19 protein-coding genes and 1 tRNA gene are annotated in these 17,946 nt (G+C 59.6%); 8 read left to right on the forward strand and 12 right to left on the reverse strand.

The features are described from left to right. Positions 1-23 precede the first annotated feature (23 nt). Positions 24-953: a DUF5794 domain-containing protein gene (locus V5N12_RS10530; protein WP_332899124.1), complete on the reverse strand. Its 930-nt coding sequence runs from the start codon at positions 951-953 to the stop codon at positions 24-26. 6 nt (positions 954-959) lie between these two features. After that, the gene (locus tag V5N12_RS10535; protein ID WP_332899125.1) at positions 960-1,160 is read right to left on the reverse strand and encodes a hypothetical protein; all 201 of its coding nucleotides are present in this window, start codon (positions 1,158-1,160) and stop codon (positions 960-962) included. Positions 1,161-1,437: 277 nt separating this feature from the next. On the opposite strand from V5N12_RS10535, the gene guaB reads away from it, so the two are divergent. After that, positions 1,438-2,931: an IMP dehydrogenase gene (gene guaB, locus V5N12_RS10540; RefSeq protein WP_332899126.1), complete on the forward strand. Its 1,494-nt coding sequence runs from the start codon at positions 1,438-1,440 to the stop codon at positions 2,929-2,931. A 33-nt stretch (positions 2,932-2,964) separates the two neighbouring features. Here guaB and V5N12_RS10545 read toward each other — a convergent pair whose 3' ends face one another. Continuing rightward, on the reverse strand, positions 2,965-3,507 hold the full coding sequence (locus V5N12_RS10545; RefSeq protein ID WP_332899127.1) for a GNAT family N-acetyltransferase: 543 nt from the start codon (positions 3,505-3,507) through the stop codon (positions 2,965-2,967). Positions 3,508-3,600: 93 nt separating this feature from the next. Between V5N12_RS10545 and V5N12_RS10550 the strand changes: the two genes are divergently transcribed. From V5N12_RS10550 to V5N12_RS10565, 4 genes are all read left to right on the forward strand, one after another. Further along, entirely contained in the window at positions 3,601-3,990 is a 390-nt protein-coding gene (locus V5N12_RS10550; RefSeq protein WP_332899128.1) for a pyridoxamine 5'-phosphate oxidase family protein, read from the forward strand. 57 nt (positions 3,991-4,047) lie between these two features. Further along, a complete protein-coding gene (gene nucS / locus V5N12_RS10555) occupies positions 4,048-4,800 on the forward strand; it encodes an endonuclease NucS (protein ID WP_332899129.1) in 753 nt (250 codons plus the stop codon). A 197-nt stretch (positions 4,801-4,997) separates the two neighbouring features. Continuing rightward, on the forward strand, positions 4,998-5,702 hold the full coding sequence (locus tag V5N12_RS10560) for a universal stress protein (protein ID WP_332899130.1): 705 nt from the start codon (positions 4,998-5,000) through the stop codon (positions 5,700-5,702). A gap of 40 nt (positions 5,703-5,742) precedes the next feature. Further along, positions 5,743-7,923 carry an amino acid permease gene (locus tag V5N12_RS10565; RefSeq protein WP_332899131.1) on the forward strand — a complete coding sequence of 727 codons (2,181 nt, stop codon included), beginning with the start codon at positions 5,743-5,745 and terminating at the stop codon, positions 7,921-7,923. Between the two features lie 96 nt (positions 7,924-8,019). On the opposite strand, the gene V5N12_RS10570 is transcribed toward V5N12_RS10565, so the two are convergent. Next, positions 8,020-8,223: a hypothetical protein gene (locus tag V5N12_RS10570; RefSeq protein ID WP_332899132.1), complete on the reverse strand. Its 204-nt coding sequence runs from the start codon at positions 8,221-8,223 to the stop codon at positions 8,020-8,022. Positions 8,224-8,465: 242 nt separating this feature from the next. Here V5N12_RS10570 and V5N12_RS10575 point away from each other — a divergent pair, with 242 nt between their 5' ends. Next, positions 8,466-8,918, forward strand: a complete 453-nt coding sequence (locus V5N12_RS10575; RefSeq protein ID WP_332899133.1) for a hypothetical protein — start codon at positions 8,466-8,468, stop codon at positions 8,916-8,918. Positions 8,919-9,006: 88 nt separating this feature from the next. Then, positions 9,007-10,095 carry a hypothetical protein gene (locus V5N12_RS10580; RefSeq protein WP_332899134.1) on the forward strand — a complete coding sequence of 363 codons (1,089 nt, stop codon included), beginning with the start codon at positions 9,007-9,009 and terminating at the stop codon, positions 10,093-10,095. A gap of 173 nt (positions 10,096-10,268) precedes the next feature. Here V5N12_RS10580 and V5N12_RS10585 read toward each other — a convergent pair whose 3' ends face one another. Then, the gene (locus V5N12_RS10585; RefSeq protein WP_332899135.1) at positions 10,269-10,754 is read right to left on the reverse strand and encodes a hypothetical protein; all 486 of its coding nucleotides are present in this window, start codon (positions 10,752-10,754) and stop codon (positions 10,269-10,271) included. A 303-nt stretch (positions 10,755-11,057) separates the two neighbouring features. Then, a tRNA-Lys gene (locus V5N12_RS10590) sits at positions 11,058-11,131 on the reverse strand. Between the two features lie 216 nt (positions 11,132-11,347). Between V5N12_RS10590 and V5N12_RS10595 the strand changes: the two genes are divergently transcribed. Beyond that, positions 11,348-12,808, forward strand: a complete 1,461-nt coding sequence (locus V5N12_RS10595; RefSeq protein ID WP_332899136.1) for a DHH family phosphoesterase — start codon at positions 11,348-11,350, stop codon at positions 12,806-12,808. On the opposite strand, the gene V5N12_RS10600 is transcribed toward V5N12_RS10595, so the two are convergent. The 6 genes from V5N12_RS10600 to V5N12_RS10625 form a co-directional block, all read right to left on the reverse strand. After that, entirely contained in the window at positions 12,805-13,095 is a 291-nt protein-coding gene (locus V5N12_RS10600; protein WP_332899137.1) for a PRC-barrel domain-containing protein, read from the reverse strand. The genes V5N12_RS10595 and V5N12_RS10600 overlap by 4 nt on opposite strands. Positions 13,096-13,162: 67 nt before the next feature. Beyond that, entirely contained in the window at positions 13,163-15,334 is a 2,172-nt protein-coding gene (locus V5N12_RS10605) for an LUD domain-containing protein (protein ID WP_332899138.1), read from the reverse strand. Then, positions 15,331-15,837 carry an LUD domain-containing protein gene (locus V5N12_RS10610; protein WP_332899139.1) on the reverse strand — a complete coding sequence of 169 codons (507 nt, stop codon included), beginning with the start codon at positions 15,835-15,837 and terminating at the stop codon, positions 15,331-15,333. The genes V5N12_RS10605 and V5N12_RS10610 overlap by 4 nt, the downstream gene beginning before the upstream one ends. 44 nt (positions 15,838-15,881) lie before the next feature. Next, the gene (locus tag V5N12_RS10615) at positions 15,882-16,985 is read right to left on the reverse strand and encodes a pyridoxal phosphate-dependent aminotransferase (protein WP_332899140.1); all 1,104 of its coding nucleotides are present in this window, start codon (positions 16,983-16,985) and stop codon (positions 15,882-15,884) included. A 358-nt stretch (positions 16,986-17,343) separates the two neighbouring features. Further along, on the reverse strand, positions 17,344-17,655 hold the full coding sequence (cutA, locus tag V5N12_RS10620) for a divalent-cation tolerance protein CutA (RefSeq protein WP_332899141.1): 312 nt from the start codon (positions 17,653-17,655) through the stop codon (positions 17,344-17,346). A gap of 20 nt (positions 17,656-17,675) precedes the next feature. Next, positions 17,676-17,858, reverse strand: a complete 183-nt coding sequence (locus V5N12_RS10625) for an HEWD family protein (protein ID WP_332899142.1) — start codon at positions 17,856-17,858, stop codon at positions 17,676-17,678. Positions 17,859-17,946: the final 88 nt, after the last annotated feature.

Consider the following 17,946-nt stretch of genomic DNA (forward strand, 5'->3'; position numbering starts at 1 on the left):
CCCCTAAGTGTTAGCGCTCTCGGTTAGAGCCACGGGGCACGACTGTCGGGTTCGCCGGGGTAGCCGTAGGCGCCCGAATCGTCTTCTTCGTCGTCGCCACCGTCGGTGACCGCCTGTGCGGCCACTGACTGTTGGCGGGTTGCCGTCGGTTCTGGCGTTGGTTCGGGCATCGGCTCTGGCTCCTCTGCCACCGTCTTCGTCCGCTTTGGAATCGTCGCGTTGTCCGGGTCGAACGCGAGAATGGTCGCGATGCCGAGGACGGCGAGTGCGATTGGTGCGTCGCTCGGAACACCCGGGACGTGCAGGATGGAGAGGGGCAACATCCCGAGGGCGACCGCACTGCCGAAGCGGAAGCGGTCGATGTCGACCACGCCACGCAGCCACGGGCCGAGCAGGGCAATCGAGAGGGCAAAGCCGACGCCGACGCCCGCCGCTGCTGCAGACCGGACGATGAGGTCTGGGTTGAGCGTGAGGGCGAGTTCGAAGCCGGAGACGTCGAGGCTTGCGAGCAGGCCGAGGCCGATGATGACGCCGGGCCGGGGCAGGTACTCGCCAATCGTCGCGCTCGCGGTTTTGGCCGCGATGGCGAGGATGACGAGCGCGGCGAAGCGCTCGAACGTGGCGAGGTTCAGCACGCTTTCGATAGTCGGTGCGAACGCCGCCTCTGCGGCGGCGAGTGCGATGAGTGGCAGCCCGACGATCAGAATCGTCTGTGCCTGTTCGCGCGGGCTTCCGTCCATTTCAGCGAGGATGACCGCGACGGTTGCAGAGCCACCGAAGACGAGAAGTCCGACTTCGAGGATGCCAGTGATGCTGTCGAGTGCGCCAGCGAGAACGAGCGCAGGAAAGATGCCATCGATAAGTGGCAACGCCATGACCGTGACGAGAAGCTTTGCCGCGCCGCCTACCTGCTGCTCTAAGCGAAGTGCGATTGGGTGTTGGGAGCTACTCATTTCGGACTACTGGTGGCCGTCACCTTCGGCCAAACGGCGATAGTGGAGACGATACTGGCGTTCAGCGTGGTCGCGTTTTCGCCAGAGTCCTACCGACGGGAATCCTGCCAGTGTAAAAATGGATTTCATCGCGTTAAAGAGTGTCAGCTTGTCGGAACGGATGTTCTGACTGACCGTACTCCGTGCGATGGGACTGGCAGCGTCCATACGCTCACAACAATAGTTATAGACATAAACGTTGTGTGAGAGACGGTTCCATGGCTCTCGAATATCGAACGTGAATCGTTCTCAAGGCCCGGGAAGCCACACTTGTGTACAGATTTGGTGGACAATTGTCTACACATAGCCGTAAACTATATTGGGTTATGTTGGTCGTTTACCCGCGAAGTGAGGGCGATTTTGGTTCTTATGGACTGTCGTGTCACGTCTCAACATAGAGGGGATATCTCGCAACGTTTTTGAGGAACCCTTTCCGACGGTTTATATGGCGAACGACGTTCCCGAAGACGACCCATTCTCCCAGAAGTTGCGCGTCCCAGAGGCGCTCACATTCGACGACGTACTGCTCAGACCCAAAGAGAGCCGTGTCGAACCCGACGACGCGGACGTGAAGACGCACGTCTCGAAAAACGTCACTATCAACGTGCCCGTGCTCTCTGCGGCGATGGACACTGTCACCGAGAGCGAGCTCGCAACCGCGATGGCTCGACAAGGCGGCATCGGCGTCCTTCACCGAAACATGGACGTCGAGACAATGGTCGAAGAGGTCAACCGTGTCAAAGCCGCAGACGACCTCATCATCCGCGAAGTCGTCACCGCGAGCCCGGACATGACCATCCGCTCTGTCGACCAACTCATGGAACAGCGCGGCATCAGTGGCGCACCCGTCGTCGACGACGACGACAAGGTGCTTGGCATCATCAGCGCGACGGACGTGCGCCCGTACCTCGAAGTCGGTGAAGGTGACGAAGTCCGCGAAGCGATGACCGACGAGGTCATCACCGCGACGGAAGCCGTCACCGCGCGCGAGGCGCTCGAACTCATGTACGAGCACAAAATCGAGCGCGTCCCAATCGTGGACGATGAGAACAAGCTCATCGGCCTCGTGACGATGCAAGGTATCCTCCACCGCCGCGAGTACGACAACGCCGCCCGCGACGAGACGGGCAGTCTCGTGTGTGGGGTCGCAGTTGGCCCGTTCGAACTCGACCGCGCGCAAGCCGCGGACGAAGCCGGTGCGGACGTGCTCTTCATCGACTGCGCCCACGCGCACAACATGAACGTCATCGACAGCGCCCGCGAGATTCAGGAGACGGTCTCCGCGGACGTCGTCGTGGGGAACGTCGGCACGCGCGAAGCAGCCGCCGAAATCGTGGACTTCGCAGACGGCATCAAGGTCGGCATCGGCCCCGGCAGCATCTGTACGACCCGCGTCGTCACGGGTGCCGGGATGCCACAGATTACGGCCATCGCACAGGTCGCAGACGTGGCCTCGAAACACGACGTGCCCGTTATCGCAGACGGCGGGATTCGTTACTCCGGCGACGCCATCAAGGCACTTGCCGCGGGCGCAGACGCCGTGATGCTCGGCTCGTACTTCGCCGGAACCGACGAGGCCCCAGGCCGCGTCATCACGATGAACGGCAAGAAATACAAGCAGTACCGCGGCATGGGCAGCGTCGGTGCGATGCGCTCGGGCGGCGGCGACCGCTACCTCAAAGACGAACCGGAGGACGAAGACGACTACGTCCCAGAGGGCGTCGAGGCCGCAACGCCGTACAAGGGCAGTCTCGCGAGCGAACTCCACCAGCTCGTCGGCGGGATGAAAAGCGGAATGGGGTACGTCGGCGCAGCCACCATTCCTGCGTTCAAAAAACGCGCCGAGTTCGTCCGTATCTCCTCGGCAGGCCAGACCGAAGGCCACCCACACGACGTGATGATTACGGACGAAGCGCCGAACTACAGCCCACAGCAATAAGCCAGCAGGGAGCGTTTTTTCGCGGTTTTTCGACTACTGTGTAGCCACATCGCGCCACTCGGCTTCGAGCAGGCCAAAGTAGTGCGTGTCGTGGTACGCACCATTGATGAACACGTCCTCGCGGTGGACGCCTTCTTCAGTGAAGCCGAGCCGTTTCAGTAGACCCATCGACGCCTCGTTGAAGGAGAATACGGCGGCCTGAACCCGGTGCATCCTGAGCTGGTCGAAGCAGTACTCGATGGTGAGTTCGAGCGCGGCTTTCGCGTAGCCCTCGCCCTGATAGTCGGGGACGAGCCAGTAGGCAACCTCGACCTGTCCCGTCTCGCGGTCGATGGGGTCTAATTCGACGACGCCGACGCGGCGGTCGTTGCTGACGATGAGCAGTTGGAGGCTGTTTTTGTCCGTGCTCATCTCCTCGAAGTACTCGCGCTCTTGGTAACCGTTCGTCGGGAGTTGCTGGCCAACGGGTACCCGCACAGCAGGGTGGTTGACGTTGTCGCGCAGAAAGTCTATGTCTTCCTCTTCGACGGTCGCAAGCGAGACGCGCTTCCCTTCGAGAACGATGGCCCCGGGCATGGTACGAACGACTCCACAGAGGCTGAAAAACTTTCCTTGCACCGACCTACTCCCCGAGAACTGGCTTATGCACGCGCACAGCCTATGAGAGCCATGGTTGTGTCCCCTGCCATCGAAACCCTACTCTCGTCCGGGCGGGCGAGTGCCCACCTTGCAACCTCCCACAACGACCGCCCGCACGTCGCCCCCGTCTGGTACGTCTACGCCGATTCGAAGCTGTACCTGATGACTGGCGGGCGAAAGCTCCGAAACATGAAGGAGAATCCACGCGTCGCCGTGTCCATCGAGAACACGCGCGAGAACTACTGGGCGATCTGCATCCTTGGCTCGGCCCGAATCGTCACCGACCGCGAGAAGGTGGGCGAGATTCGGCGGAAGCTGAACGAGAAATACACGACCGCAGAAACGGATGGCGGCGAGTCGAGTTACGAGTACCGACTGGTCGAAATCGAGATTGGCAGCGCAACGCGAGCCGGTGGGTGAGCGACCACCCGAAATCTTCAGCCTTATTTTTGGGCCGTGAGTTCACTCAGAGAACGCATGCCTCTCTCGCAACTCGAATCTCCCGAACCAGCCGCGGTCGTGGAAGCCGCGAAGGCAGCCGCCCGCGACGGCTCGATGCTCACCGTCGAAGCGCGTTGTGAAGTCACCTACGAGGGTCGAACAAGCGGCTACCTCGCCGCGGGCGACCGCATTCTCGTCGCCAAGCCCGACGGCACGTTCCTCGTCCACCAATCGACGGGTCACAAACCAGTCAATTGGATGCCCGGCGGCGGCAGCGTCTCTGCCCGACTCAGCGACGGCGACGCCGTCCTCCTCGCCCGCCGGACGAACCCGAGCGAGCGCGTCGAAGTCCGCATCGAGGAAACCTACGGCCTCACGCGGTTCGACGCGGTAGACGGCGCGACCTACGAGGATTCAGGGACGGAAGCCGAGATGCACGAGTTCATCAAATCGAACCCGGACACGCTCGGCGCAGACATCCGCATCGTCGAACACGAACGCGAGTCGAAGTACGGCTATATCGACTTCTACGCCGTCGACGATGACGGTGTTCCAGTCGTCATCGAAGTTAAGCGAATCCAAGCGACGCTCAACCACTTCGACCAACTCCAGCGCTACGTCTCGCTCTACGAAGAGACGAACGACGCCGTGCGCGGGATGCTCGTCGCACCGTCTGCCTCAGAGCGCGTAAAGCGGGCGCTCCGAGACAACGGGCTGGAGTTCGTCGCACTGGAGGAGTTTGGGCGCGACGCAAAAGGTGCGACAGAGGCGAAGTTGAGCGATTTTTAATCAAAAGGACGACCGCGGGCAGAGAAAATTAATTCGAAGTATTCGTAATCAGCGGACATGAATACGGGCCGGTGCTCGTGAACGACTATCTCGATACACAGCAGTCAGCGTAGGTCGCGCGTATCTTTTCTGTCTGCTCGCCGCGCAAAATCTCTACGATGAATTGATACTCATTGCGTGTGATAGAGTATCACAATATGGCTCCGATTGACGAACTAACAATTCTTGTCCCGGTCGATGTTTCGGAGTCAGAACTTCCCCCGCTTCAGATTCTCGACCTCCTCAAACCAATCGAGGTTGTACTGCTTGGCTACTTTCCCGTTCCAGACCAAGCAGAACCCGCGCTCATCAAAGACGAGTACGAAGCCGAGGCGGTAACCAAACTGCAAACGCTCGCTCACGGCCGCGACCTGACCGACGTGCTCGTTTTCACGCACGACCGAGCAGCCACTATCGACCGGATCGCCCACCAATACGACTCTGACGCAGTATTAGCAGGTGGTGACACAGCCGTCATCAATCGCATTCTCGTCCCACTCCGTGGTGATGTGAACCTTGACCGCATTGTCTCGGTCGTTGCTGACCTCGCACGAGCATGCGATGCGACGATCACCCTGTTTCACTCGGTCACCGAAGACACGAACCAGAGCCACGGGGAATTCCTCCTTCGTGGGGCGGTCGAGCGACTGACTGACTACGGCATCGACGAAGGGAAAATCGATTGGCGACTCGGAGCGGGCGGCAGTCCACAGGACGAAATCATCGCCCTCTGTGACGAGTACGACATCGTCATTCTCGGCGAGACAGAACCCTCGCTGCGAGAACGCATCATCGGCGACGTGCTCTCGCGGATTATCGACGAAATCGAGATTCCCGCACTCATCGTCCGGGATGTGGAGTAATGACCGCTAGCGTGTTGTGTGAACTGCGTGTGGGTCGGCCATGAGTTCGGGTGGTGGTGAGTTAGAGCGCACCCTCGGCTTCCTTGAAGCGATGACGCTCGGCGGCGGGACGATGATTGGGGCAGGGATTTTCATCCTCCCCGGCATCGCGGCGGAACTCGCCGGGCCTGCGAGTTCGGTATCGTACGCCATCGCTGGCTTTGTCGCGTTGCTCGCGGCGCTCTCGCTCTCGGAACTCGCCACGGGGATGCCGATTGCAGGCGGAAGCTATCACTACGTCAACCGCGCGCTTGGTGGCCTGTTCGGCGCAATCGTCGGGTGGGGGATGTGGACCGGGCTGATGTTCGCGAGCGCCTTCTACATGGTGGGCTTCGGCCAGTATCTGGTCGCACCCATTCCCTTCCTCGATGGTCGAGTTTTCATCATCCTCCTCGGACTCATTGGCTTAGTGTTGCTCATCGGGATCAACTACTACGGGACAGAAGAGTCGAGTTCCTTCCAGAACGTGATGATTGTAGCAGAGACGGCAATCATCATCGTGTTCGTCTCCCTCGGGGTGTTCTTCATCGTCCCGGAAAATCTGGAGCCATTTGCACCAACCGGGCCAAGCGGGATTCTGGCCACGACGGGCATCGTGTTCATCTCGTTTCTCGGCTTCGAAATCATCGCCACCGTCGCAGGTGAAATCAAGAATCCAAGTCGGACGATTCCGCTGTCGATGATACTCTCGGTGGTGCTCGTGACGTTCCTCTACGTCCTCGTCATGCTCGTCAGCACGGGCGTCCTCCCGTTCGAATCGCTCGGGGAGTCGCCCATTCCGGTCTCCGACGTGGCCGCGGTGTACATGGGTTCGATTGGGGCGATTGCCATCGTGTTCGCCGCGATTATCGCCGCGATTTCGAGTTCGAACTCGTCGATTCTCGCCGCCTCGCGCGTCGTCTACGCCATGGGCCGAGATGGACTCGTGACCAACTGGATGAACGTGAGCCACGCGCGCTTCCGGACGCCCCACCGTGCGATTCTCGCAACCGGTGGGCTCACAGCACTCCTCATCCTAATCGGCCTCAGAGTTGACGCCATCATCGCGCTTCTCGCGGAAGCGGCGAGTTTCAGCTTTCTTGTCTCCTACTCGCTCGTTCACCTCGCGCTCATCGTCTTTCGTCGGGCCGACCCTGACGAGTACGACCCCTCGTTCAGGCTTCCATTCCCGCTCTATCCGGTCGTCCCCGTCCTCGGCGTCTTCCTCTCGTTCGTCGTCATCTCACAGATGGCTCCCGTCATCATCTTCATCGGGTCAAGCATCGTCGCGCTCGGCATCGTCTGGTACTTCGTCTACGCCAGAAGCCGTGTCGTGGGCGAGGGACTCATCCGCGAGGCGTTCCGGAGAGCGCCAACCAAGGTGTATCGCGTCGTGGTTCCGGTCGCCAATCCAGCCACACAGCGGGGGCTTCTCAGGCTCGCTGCAGCCAGCGCGCACGCCAACGACGAACGAGGGACGCCCGAACTCGTCGCGGTCAACGTGGTTCAAGTCGAACACCCCTCGCCGTATCAGAACGTCGAATCCGACCGCTTCGACCACCAGCACGAACTACTCGAAGCTGCCCACGAAATCGCCGCGACCGAAGGCGTCCACCTCCGTACCCGAGCGATGGTCGCCCCAACAATCGACATGGCAGTTCTCGACGTGCTCGACGCGGAAAACGCAGACCACCTTCTCCTCGGTTGGGACGGGACGCTTAGAGACGGCGATACGCTGTTTGGCCACACGCTCGATACAATCGTGAAAAATGCTCACTGCCCGACGTCGCTCGTCACCCTCAGAACAGACACGATTGGCTCGCCAGTGGCGCTCGTCGCACCCGGCCCGAACGCCCCGGTCGTCGCCAGACGCGCCGTGGAATTTGCTACTGTCGAGGGAACTACCCCAACCCTGTTGAACGTCCAACGACCCCGAGAAAGCGAAGCAGACGCGATACAGCGCGGTGAGGCACTCATCGCCGAAATTGCGGAGCGAGCGGGCCTCGAACCCGAGGAGTACACTGTCGAAGTCATCGTCAGCGACGACGTCGATGCCGCAATTGTCGGCGCACTCGACCGGTTCGACACCATCTGTGTTGGCTTGTCCCAACGAAACGACGGCGCTCGAATCCCGTTCGGCACGATTACAGAACAGGTGGTTACGCGTGGCGTCGGCAACGTTGCGATGATACGCGGGTCGTGAACAGTCGGAAAACGAAGACATCAGATGAACCGAACCCGCGCCGACGTGCGCGCTGTGATGGAACCTTAATGCCTCGAAATTCGAGGAGCGACGGAGCTACCGATCTGCGTAGTGGCGAATGAGTCCGCACTCCGGGCAGACTGTGACAACAGTTTTGACCTTCTCTTTCACGCCAAGGCCGCCTAGAAAACCCGGCTTCGGTTCGTTCGTCACGAGATAGAGTTTGAAGCCGTCACCGGTCTGCATCTCCATCTCTTCCATCGTGACCCCACAATCCGGACACCGCCGCATGGTCGTCATATCCCGTGTAAAATGTTCGTTGCGTACAATAAATGCGATGTACAATTAGCGGAGAGCATGGCCCACTGTGTGATGGAGAACTAAATAGCCCCAACATAAAAACGATATCAGAGATGAAAATGAATCTCCGAGTCGGATTGTGCATTCTCGGAGTAGGCCTCCTGGGGCTGGCAGTGTTCTTTTCTGAAGGGCGAGATTGGCAGGTTGGCGCAAAAGCAACCGTCGCGGGTATGTTCGGTGTAATGTATCTGTCCATCGGCATCGTCGCACTTCGGACGAGTGACTTTGAAAGCCTCTTGCGGTGGTCTGTGGCGACGCTTCCGGTTGCGTATATGCTATTGTTAGCCTTGACTGCCCTCGCACGATTCCTTGGTTCCGGCACACTCTCACTCTTGGAGTTCACCAGCGCCAGCGTGCTCTGTCTCACCTTTATCTGTTTCCCCGCTGGCCTTGGCTACGTATATGGGCGGGCTACGTCTGGGGCACAAGAGCAATTGGTCGGCGCAGTCGCGGTCGGGAGCCTTCTCGTCGGTTCGCTCCTCGCGGGACTGACATGGACAGAGATCAATCCGTCATCGATGCTCACGCGCATCATGATAGTCGCGTTTATCGGACTCATTCTGGTCCCAATCTGTGGGCTTCCGCCCTACCTGCTTGCAAGATTCGAGTCACGCGTAGAATCAACCACGGAATAGCGAACCTGCTGGTGCTGTGTCCGAAACCACCGATTCGAGTTTCACCGCCACCCAGCCTTTATATTGTTGACAAATCTAGTACATTATTGTGAAGGCTGTGTTCGTTGTCGTGGTATTGCTCATCGCTGGCTGTAGTGCCATCCCTGTCGATAACGCGACGGAAACGATGGCGACCACGGACGCAGTGACGACTGAGACGCAGACGGTGGCGGATTCGACCACAGGGACAGCCCCGACTTCCACACCGGCCACGACGCAGACGACGGTTCAAGCAACCACCACCGAAGCGCCGCCGGTCAACCCGTGGGACAAGAATCCGGTAACAGTGGCCATCGAGAAGCCAGAGGGAGATTCACGCGACTACACCCCATTGGTCGAGGAGGCGCTCGACTACTGGGAGGAAAACAGCCAGCAGTACGCGGATGCAGAAATCGAGTTCGAACTAGTCGAAAATGCGAGCGAGGCTGACCTGATACTCAGAATGTCGCCGTCGATTGGGCAGTGTGGCTCGATATCCTCTGAAGACCTCCTCGGGTGTGCACCTCGATACTCGCCCGACAACGATCTGCCCTCGCCAACGGTCGTCTACATCGCCGCTGGCTTCGTCAACGAGACGACCGTGAAAACAATCAAACACGAAGTCGGTCACACGCTCGGCTTGGGCCACGAGACGCCACCGGCGTTCATGACGGCGTACACGAACGCCACCTCGCTCTCGATTCCGAACGCGACCGAACGCCGGATCCCGTTCGAGGAGTCCACAATCACCGTCTACGTCAACTATTCGAACGTGGACGACGGTATCGACTACGCCTACGAGACGAAAGTCGAGCAAGCGTTTGACTACTACAACAACGGCGCGGAGGGAACCGAACCCGACCACCTTGAGTTGGTCGTCGTGGACACCCGCGAGGAGGCGGACATCGTCATCAACCTGGGCGACGAGCGAGCAGCGCGCTACACCGACATCAGCGTCTTCGGCTACGACACAGACGACGACCCGGCACTCGAATACTACTCAAACGCCACCATCACCGTGACCGGATACAACTCGGGCGACACCGGCTGGATTGTCGGCTATTATCTTGGGTACGCGCTCGGCGCTGAATCGAACGAGGAGTTGGCTCGGCCCTTCCAGGATGGGGAGATAGACGACCCGAACTGGTGGCAGTACTGAATTTCTTGCGTCAGGTGATGGTAACAGAGAGTTCGAGGATGGCCGGTCGAACATCTTAGTGACCGAGTGAATGCTTCGCCGGACGTAATCAAGGCGCACTACGATGAGCCCAAAGATGCCGACGATTTGGCTCGTCGGGAGCAGTTCATGAAGGACCTATAGCATCAGACGCCTCACGCGGTCCATACAACAGAACCGCCAATTATCGCAAGCATAAGGAGAGGCAATGAAATCAACCCGACCGCTGTAACAGATGGGGTGGCCGAAGAGAGAAGCTGATACGGTAAGAGGAGTAGAAACACGAAAAACGCACCCACGTTCAAAGCCATCGCAATGACAGCAATTCTTTTCGCGGTCGCGTTTTCTGGGCGGGAAGATTTCCAAAACTCAACGGCAAAGTCACCGATACCTGAGTCGTATTTGTCACCTCTTCTCGAATTTTGTCTCTTTACCTTCGTTATGTTCTTTTGTTCTGGAAGTTCCCTCCGAATGGCCTCATGGATCTTGTAAGTAATTCCGCCCGTAACGAGGAAGAGAAGGATTCCCGCAAGAATCCACTTAGAATCTGTGATTGTATAGAAATATACTAAATTTGCCGCAGGCCAGAATTGTATTTCTTCTCTTGCTTTTGCGAAAGCCCCGAGCCCCGGATTCTGCATGATTTGAAATCAATTCCATGTTACAATAAACCTACTTGGGCTCTGGAAAACCGCAAGAAGGAGCGCGGCACTGCTACGTCCCGTAATCAACTCATCTTGGAAGATTGACGGCGAATCTTAAAGAAGAGAGCCTCTGCTCGCCAATATTATGCGTTTAGGTTGGAAACGGGCCGGGCGCGATTATGAACCCCAGTCGCTCACTGCGTTCGCTCCTTAGTTCAAATCGCTTGTATCCCGCACACATAATTCAGCTTTTCTGAGCACACGCTCCGCGGTGCTCAGTGGGTAATGAATTATGAGAAGCGGGCCGGGCGCGATTTGAACACGCGACCGTCTGATTAAGAGTCAGACGCTCTGCCTAACTGAGCTACCGGCCCACGCAAATTCACCTAACGGCGGTTGATTAATATAGGTTGTGTTTCGGCAAGCGGCCGTCACGTCGTCGCATGACACCGATTTCGAATTCATCGCCGACAGAGAGATTTGCGTTGGTGTGGAAGTCACGATACGTGACGAACGGTGGGAAGAAGCAAGCCAAATGAGGGACAGAAGGTGGGCAATATAAGTATCGTCCGCGGGATAGTCCGATTACGATGAGTACAGGCATCACGATGGCTTCGATGTCGTCCTACGCGATTCTTGGCTGCGGGAGCGTCGGACACGCCGTCGCAGAGGAGTTGGTTGATGAGGGAAAGGATGTTCTCATCTTAGACCAAGACCCCGGACGCGTCGAGGCCCTGCGTGACCAGGATTTGAACGCGAAAACCGCAGACATCCGCGAAGAAGATGTCATCGCAGACTTAGACGAGACGGACGTTATCTTGATTCTCTCTTCAGATGTGGCCGCAAACCGCGAGGCAGTCGAGAACATCCGCGAGCGCGGCGGTGAGCAGTTCATCGTCGTCCGCGCCTCGGACCCCGTTTCGGCCGACGAACTCACGAAAGCCGGTGCGGACGTGGTCATCAACCCGTCTTCTGTCATTGCGGATTCCGCGCTGCGCGCACTCGAAAGCGGCGAACTCGAATACAAAGCCGAACAGCTCGCAGAGGTCATCGACGACACGGAGTCGAAGATGGCGATTATCACTCACGACAACCCCGGCCCCGACTCCATCGCGAGCGCGGTTGCACTCCAGGCGATTGCGAGCGCCCGCGGCGTCGAATCCGACATCCTCTACGACGGCGAGATTGGCCACCAAGAGAATCGCGCCTTCGTCAACCTCCTCGGCATCGACCTCGTCGCCCGCGACGGCGTCGACTTCGATGACTACGACACTATCGCGCTCGTAGACCACGCGAAAGCCGCGGAGAATGCGGTGGCGGTCGAGGCGGACATCTTCATCGACCATTTCGAACCCGACCCGGACTACGACGCCACGTTCATGGACGTGCGCCCGAACGTCTCTTCGACCTCGACGATTCTCACTAAATACGTCCAAGAGTTCGATTTAACGCTCGGCAAGGAAGTCGCCACGGCACTGCTCTACGGCATTCGTGCAGAGACGCTCGATTTCAAACGCGATACGACACCCGCAGACCTGACCGCCGCGGCGTATCTCTATCCGTTCGCAGACCACGACACGCTCGAACAGGTCGAATCTCCGAGCATGAGCCCCGAAACGCTCGACGTGCTCGCAGAAGCCATCCGCAACCGAGACGTGAAAGGCAGCCACCTCGTCTCGAATGCGGGATTCATCCGCGACCGCGATGCCCTGACCCAAGCCGCCCAACACCTCCTCAACTTAGAGGGCATCACGACGACTGCGGTGTTCGCCTTGGACGACGACACCATCTACCTCGCCGCCCGTTCGAAGGACATCCGCCTGAACATCAGAAACGTCCTCCAAGACGCCTTTGGCGAACTCGGTGAGGCAACGGGTCACTCGACTGACGCCAACGTCTCGATTCCACTCGGCATCTTCACGGGTATCGAAACGACCGAAAGCAACCGCGATACGCTCCTCCAACTCGTCGAGGAAGCCGTCCGCAGAAAGCTCTTTCAGGCGATGGGTGTCGAAGGAAGCAGCAGTAGCGAAAGCGGAAACGGAAATTAAGCCGCGACTTCTTCGTCTTCTTCTGGCTGGCGCAGGCGTTCGACAACGTCGTTGATGAGCACCACGTCGCCTACAGCGCGCACCCAGCGGTACGGAATGATGACTCCCCGGTGTCCGTCGAGCCGGTTTCGGAACAGGTCGGTGTTGAGCTGACTCAGCGCGAGCCCCGTCACAACCTCCTGATCGAGGTCGAGTCGAATATCCTCGACCTCACCCACGAACACCCCGTTGTTGGAGTAGACTTCGCGGCCGACAAGGCTCGTAATTTCTTGCGGCATTGCGTCCATACATTCGAGGTCTGTCCAAGGGGCCTTAACTCTTGGCTGAGCGTCTGACGCAACGCCGCCGCGGGTGTCAGGGCTGTATCAGTTCGATGGGGTGTGGCGGCGACTCGGTTCTGAACGCCGCGAGCTGTTCTTGACACGACGTGCCGCTCGCCACGACGTGGTCTGCGCCCTCGAACTCGCCTGCCAACTGCTCGCCAACGTCCATGCTCACCTCGTAGTACTCGGCCTTGTAGCCGAAACTCCCCGCCATCCCACAGCAGTCCGCAGACGAGGTTTGGACGTCGTAGCCGAGGTCAGCGAGGACGGCTTCCGTATAGACCGCCAACCCGTGCGAGCGTTGCTGACAGTGGCTGTGATAGGAGAGGTCGGTTCCCGAACCAGCAGTGAGGGCGGACGCATCCGCACCGTTTTCGAGAAGGCCGTAGACGTATTCGAACACCTCGTAGCTTGCCTCAGAAATACGCTCGAAGGAGGCGGGTTCGAGGAACTTCTCGTAGTCGTCACGGAACATCGTGAGGTCGCTCGGTTCGATGACCACGATGTCTCGCCCAGCGTCGATGTGCTCTGCCACCTGCCCGTAGACGGTTTTCGCCTGCGAACGGGCGGTTTCGACCATCCCCTGTGACAACGGCGCGCGACCGCTCTCTGCGAGGTCCGGAATCTGCACCCGACAGCCGAGCGCTTCGAGCACGCGAACGGCGGCTTTCCCGCGTGCCGGATTCACGTAGTTCGTGTAGATGTCGGGATAGAGCACCACGTCGCGGTCGTAGTCGGTCACCAGTTCGCGGGCTGCCATCCACTCGCGCAGTGTCTCGCCCGCGAACTCGGGTAGGTCGCGGCGGGCGTCGATGCCTGCGACCGATTCGAGCAGCGTTCGGGCTGGGCCGAACTTCCCCACCCAGTTCGAGACCGGCGCGAATCGACTGCCCAGTTTGAACAGCGTCCCTGCGTTGCCGAACACGCGCTTTTGCAGGTCGAGGCTTCCTGGTTCTTCGTCCGGCGTCAAGCCTTCGACGAGAAAGCCGAGTTCGTCCTGTGGCTTGCCGCGATTCACGCGGTCGCGCACCACCGTGTTCACCCACGGAATGTCGATTTTCACCGGGCAGGTGGGCACGCACTGCGAGCAGCCGGTACAGAGGTCGTTGAACTCTGCTGCGGTGTCGAGTCCGGAAATACCGGCTTCCCAGCCCGTACCGATACCGCCAGTGTACGTCTCCCCTCCGAAGCCGTGACCGCCGACGGCTTGGAAGTTCGCACAAGTGTTCGCACACGCCCCACACCGAATGCAGTAGAGCGTTTCGCGGAGGTCTTCGTCCGCGCGCATCTCGCGGCGGCCGTTGTCGACGAGCACGAGGTGAAAGTCGCGCTCGCCCGTCCCGAACTCGTCTGCCTCGAAATCGATTGTGGGAGTCTCGACCGGCGGGGTGAGCAGCGAGACGTACGACGTGATATCTTGTCCCGTTCCCGTGCGGGCGATGAGTTCGACGAACGGCTGAAGGTCTTCGAGGGTCGGCACGAGTTTTTCGATGCCTGCGACTGCGATGTGGGTGTCCGGGGTCACCGCGGATTTCCGGGCGTTACCCTCGTTCGTGACGATGGCGAGCGTCCCCGACTCTGCGACGATGAAGTTCGCGCCGGTCATGCCCACGTCGGCGTCGAGAATCTTCTCGCCGACGATGTCGCGGGCGAATTTGGTGAGCGCCTGTGGGTCGTCCGGGAGCGGCTCGGCGAGGTCGAAGTGGTCGTTGAACAGCGCGGCGATTTCGCCGGTCGATTTGTGGAGTGCCGGGCCAATCAGGTGACTCGGCGTTTCGTGGGCCAACTGGATGACGAATTCTCCGAGGTCGGTTTCCCACACCTCGTACCCGGCGGCTTCGAGGTGGGCGTTGAGTTCGAGTTCCTCGGTCGTCATCGACTTGCTCTTGACGAGCGACTCTGCGTCCTTCTCGGCCATCACGTCCTCGACGTAGCGGTTCGCCTCTTCTGCGTTCGCTGCGACGTACACCTGCCCGCCGTTGGCTTCGACGGCCTCTGTCACCTCCTCGATGAGGTCGGGAAGGTGCTCGATAGCATCTTCTTTTATGGCTCTCGCTTCCTCCCTGAGTTCCTCGTAGCGGTCGAAGTGCGAGACGTTGTAGTCGGTGAGTTCTGCGAGGCCGCGTGTGTTCGTTCTGACGGCGTCGCCCTCTTCGTCCATGAGTTTTCGCAACGCGGCGGCCTTCTGGCGGCGGGAACTCATTGTTCCTCCACGATGAGGACGTGAATGCTCTCCGGGCCGTGGACGCCGCGAACGAGCGACCCCATGTCGGCGGTTGCACTCGGACCGGTGGCGAGAATTTGGGTGCGCGTGCCCGCCTCGAACTCAGTACCAAGTTGGGCGAACGCCTCGGTCATCCCCGGCGTGATGTCGTCCTCCTCAACGACGATGACGTGACGGGACGGGTAGAGTGAGATGAACTCGTCTGCCTCACTCGTCGTCCGGAGGGTGACGGTTCCGTACTCGGCCACGGCGAGTCCAGCCTGTGAGACACCAGTGTTCGCTGCAAGAATCTCTGTGGGTGTCGGAGACACGGTGACCGAGGCATCGCCGTACGAGAGCGACCCGCGGAGCGCGGTGCCGACGATCGGCGGGTCGAGGAGGCCGGCGAGGTCGGTCGAAAACGTGTCCGGAGACGTTCGCACGACGTCGTCCGCTTTATCGTCGAGTGCGGACTCGAAGCTGCGGACGGTATCGGTACTCATGGCACGAACTGCCACGGCCTGCTAAATGATTGTTCGGGAACCGGTTACAGCGAGTCGAGGAAGTCACCGAACGCCGCGAGTGCGGCTTCCACGTCGGCTGGCGAGCGCGAGGCAGCGATTCGGAACCCTTCCGGAACCCCAAAGAACCTGCCGGGGACGATGAGGATGTCTGCCTCCCACGCGGCTTCAGAGAGTGCGTCGCCATCGAGTTCCTCGTGAAACAGCAGGCCAAACGTACAGCCGGGGCGAATGGTTCCTGTGAGGTCGTCGCGGGCTTCGACGAACGCGCTGAGCTGGGCGTGATTCTCAGTGAGATGTGCTTGGGCACGGTCTCTGAGCTGGCCTGCGTTGTGAAAGGCGCGGCGGGCGAGGGCGACGCTCGGGCCGGCAATCGACGGCACGTACTGCAAGATGTGGTTCGCCCGGTTCACAAACGCCGCATCCGCGATGAGCCAGCCAATGCGGAGTTCGCCAAGGCCGAGGAACTTCGTGAGCGACCCCGTGACGACGATGTTGTCGAGTCCGGCCGCCGTGACGCCGCCAAAGGCGTGGTCTCCCACTGGCGCTTCGACGAATGCACCGTACACTTCATCGACGAGCAAGCGCGCACCCACTTTGGCACAGTCGTCTGCGAGGGCTGCGAGGTCGTTGCGGGAGGTCATGACGCCCGTGGGGTTGTGGCGATTGGTGACCATGACAAGCGCTGTTTCGTCGGTGAGTGCACTGTTGACCCGTTCAGCATCGAGTTGCCAGTCGTTTTCTTCCACCCTGAGAAAGCGGTCGGTTTGGCTGTTGAGCGCCTCTGGTGTCACGACGAGCGGTTCGTAGCCCGGTTTTTCGACGAGGATTCGGTGGTCTGGATCCTCTTCAGCTGTATTTTCGGCTCCAACCGTCGCCGCGACAGCGAGAAAGTTCGCATGCGTCGCCCCGGCGGTGATGAGCACGTTTTCCGGAGAGACACCATAGGCGGCGGCAATCTGTGATTCGAGGGAAACCTCCTCGGAAGGGTTTTCGAGCCCAGAGAGAACCGATGGCGTCACGCGCGTATAGGAGGGCGTGTCCGTGCGAAGGTCGCTCGACCCGAGGTCGTAGGTGGCTGCCTCTGGTCGCCCCGCAATCCAGTCGAGATACGAAATGACAGGGAACATAGTTCTGTTGTATCACGATACGAGTTTAGCTTTCCGCCGTTGGCAATCAACCCCACGCGCAGTGTGCGTGCGATTCAGTGACGAGACAGATAAATGGGGGAAATAATTATATAGAGGCGTTCACTTGGTGAGCAGCTATGCAGGCAGTGAAGTAAATAGGTAAGCCAACAAAGAATCGGTTGCCGGGTGCCTCTGACAAACCGGCAACGTAGACCGGTGGGGTGGCTTTGCCCGGGGCCACCACACTTGGTTTCACTTTCACTGAAAATTCATCTTGCTACCAATGGGTGGCGCTGAATTTTCGAGGGGTTGGGTGGGCTCAGGGGGGACACAATCCCCCTGAGGCCGAACATCACGGCTATTTTGTCGAATCGATGGCGTCGTCACGCCACTCGGCGTATACATCGAGAATCGAAGTTTCGTCAAACCGCTCGATACACGGCACGTCGTAGGGGTGAAGCTCTACAACACGGTTGACGAGCGCGTCGTACTGCTCTGCGGTGGTTTTTGCGAGCAGTGCAACTTCGTCGTCCTCGTGGACAGCGCCCTCCCAACGGTACACCGACCGACACGGCACGAGATTCACGCAGGCTGCGAGCCGGTCTTCGACCAGTGCGTGCGCGATGGAGTCGGCCGCCTCCGACGGTGCGGTGATGTAGACGGTAGGCATCGGTGAGAAAATCGAGTGGCTCAGGCTTCGAACGGATTGTACGTGCCGTTTATATCCCACTCGTGGATGCAGTGGGGCTTGCCGATGCGCTTTTCGCCGTCTATCGTTGCGATTCGCCAGCTTCCGACCGTGTCGTCCCAAACGTCAGCGCGCCCGCACTGGGTACAGGTGCGCTCTCGGGGTGGGACAATCGTTTCAGGCATGCGTGGTAACAGACCACGCGACATAATGAATCCCTCGCCTGCGTCCGGTCTGTCCACCGACCCCACCGAAAGCACAAAGTGGTGTGCG

It is taken from the genome of Haladaptatus sp. CMSO5 (assembly GCF_036689885.1).
Lineage (GTDB): Archaea > Halobacteriota > Halobacteria > Halobacteriales > Halococcaceae > QDMS2.

Excerpts from the sequence above, each read along its gene's own strand:
- V5N12_RS10595 (WP_332899136.1), top strand. The coding sequence starts at position 11,348 with ATGAGTACAGGCATCACGATGGCTTCGATGTCGTCCTACGCGATTCTT.
- V5N12_RS10565 (WP_332899131.1), top strand. The coding sequence starts at position 5,743 with ATGAGTTCGGGTGGTGGTGAGTTAGAGCGCACCCTCGGCTTCCTTGAA.
- V5N12_RS10625 (WP_332899142.1), bottom strand. The coding sequence starts at position 17,858 with ATGCCTGAAACGATTGTCCCACCCCGAGAGCGCACCTGTACCCAGTGC.
- V5N12_RS10615 (WP_332899140.1), bottom strand. The coding sequence starts at position 16,985 with ATGTTCCCTGTCATTTCGTATCTCGACTGGATTGCGGGGCGACCAGAG.
- V5N12_RS10575 (WP_332899133.1), top strand. The coding sequence starts at position 8,466 with ATGTATCTGTCCATCGGCATCGTCGCACTTCGGACGAGTGACTTTGAA.
- cutA (WP_332899141.1), bottom strand. The coding sequence starts at position 17,655 with ATGCCTACCGTCTACATCACCGCACCGTCGGAGGCGGCCGACTCCATC.
- guaB (WP_332899126.1), top strand. The coding sequence starts at position 1,438 with ATGGCGAACGACGTTCCCGAAGACGACCCATTCTCCCAGAAGTTGCGC.
- V5N12_RS10585 (WP_332899135.1), bottom strand. The coding sequence starts at position 10,754 with ATGCAGAATCCGGGGCTCGGGGCTTTCGCAAAAGCAAGAGAAGAAATA.
- V5N12_RS10570 (WP_332899132.1), bottom strand. The coding sequence starts at position 8,223 with ATGACGACCATGCGGCGGTGTCCGGATTGTGGGGTCACGATGGAAGAG.
- V5N12_RS10550 (WP_332899128.1), top strand. The coding sequence starts at position 3,601 with ATGGTTGTGTCCCCTGCCATCGAAACCCTACTCTCGTCCGGGCGGGCG.
- V5N12_RS10560 (WP_332899130.1), top strand. The coding sequence starts at position 4,998 with ATGGCTCCGATTGACGAACTAACAATTCTTGTCCCGGTCGATGTTTCG.
- V5N12_RS10610 (WP_332899139.1), bottom strand. The coding sequence starts at position 15,837 with ATGAGTACCGATACCGTCCGCAGCTTCGAGTCCGCACTCGACGATAAA.
- V5N12_RS10600 (WP_332899137.1), bottom strand. The coding sequence starts at position 13,095 with ATGGACGCAATGCCGCAAGAAATTACGAGCCTTGTCGGCCGCGAAGTC.
- V5N12_RS10545 (WP_332899127.1), bottom strand. The coding sequence starts at position 3,507 with ATGCCCGGGGCCATCGTTCTCGAAGGGAAGCGCGTCTCGCTTGCGACC.
- V5N12_RS10605 (WP_332899138.1), bottom strand. The coding sequence starts at position 15,334 with ATGAGTTCCCGCCGCCAGAAGGCCGCCGCGTTGCGAAAACTCATGGAC.
- nucS (WP_332899129.1), top strand. The coding sequence starts at position 4,048 with ATGCCTCTCTCGCAACTCGAATCTCCCGAACCAGCCGCGGTCGTGGAA.
- V5N12_RS10530 (WP_332899124.1), bottom strand. The coding sequence starts at position 953 with ATGAGTAGCTCCCAACACCCAATCGCACTTCGCTTAGAGCAGCAGGTA.
- V5N12_RS10535 (WP_332899125.1), bottom strand. The coding sequence starts at position 1,160 with ATGGACGCTGCCAGTCCCATCGCACGGAGTACGGTCAGTCAGAACATC.